Source organism: Micrococcus sp. GbtcB5 (assembly GCF_019091605.1).
Classification (GTDB): Bacteria; Actinomycetota; Actinomycetes; order Actinomycetales; family Micrococcaceae; genus Micrococcus; species Micrococcus luteus.
Genome location: NZ_JAGXJK010000647.1, coordinates 1 through 228, shown reverse-complemented (window position 1 = coordinate 228; position 228 = coordinate 1). Strand labels below are relative to the sequence as shown.

Below are 228 nucleotides of genomic sequence, written 5' to 3'. Positions count from 1 at the left end.
GCGCTCATGGGCACCCAGGCGATCAAGGGCGTGCAGGTCGGCGACGGGTGCGCCACGGCCGCCCGACGCGGCTCCGCCGCCCACGACGGGACCGCCCGCGGCGCGGACGGCCGCCCCCGGCGCACGAGCGACCGGGCCGGCGGCATCGAGGCCGGCATGTCGGCGGGTGAGCTGCTGCGCGTGGGCGCCGCGATGGAGCCGATCGCCACGGTGCCGCGCGCGCTGCCC

1 protein-coding gene is annotated in these 228 nt (G+C 81.1%); it reads left to right on the top strand.

Translation table 11 applies throughout. The features are described from left to right. On the top strand, positions 1 to 228 hold a 228-nt coding region (locus tag KVS67_RS13820; RefSeq protein ID WP_217565621.1), incomplete at both ends, for a chorismate synthase.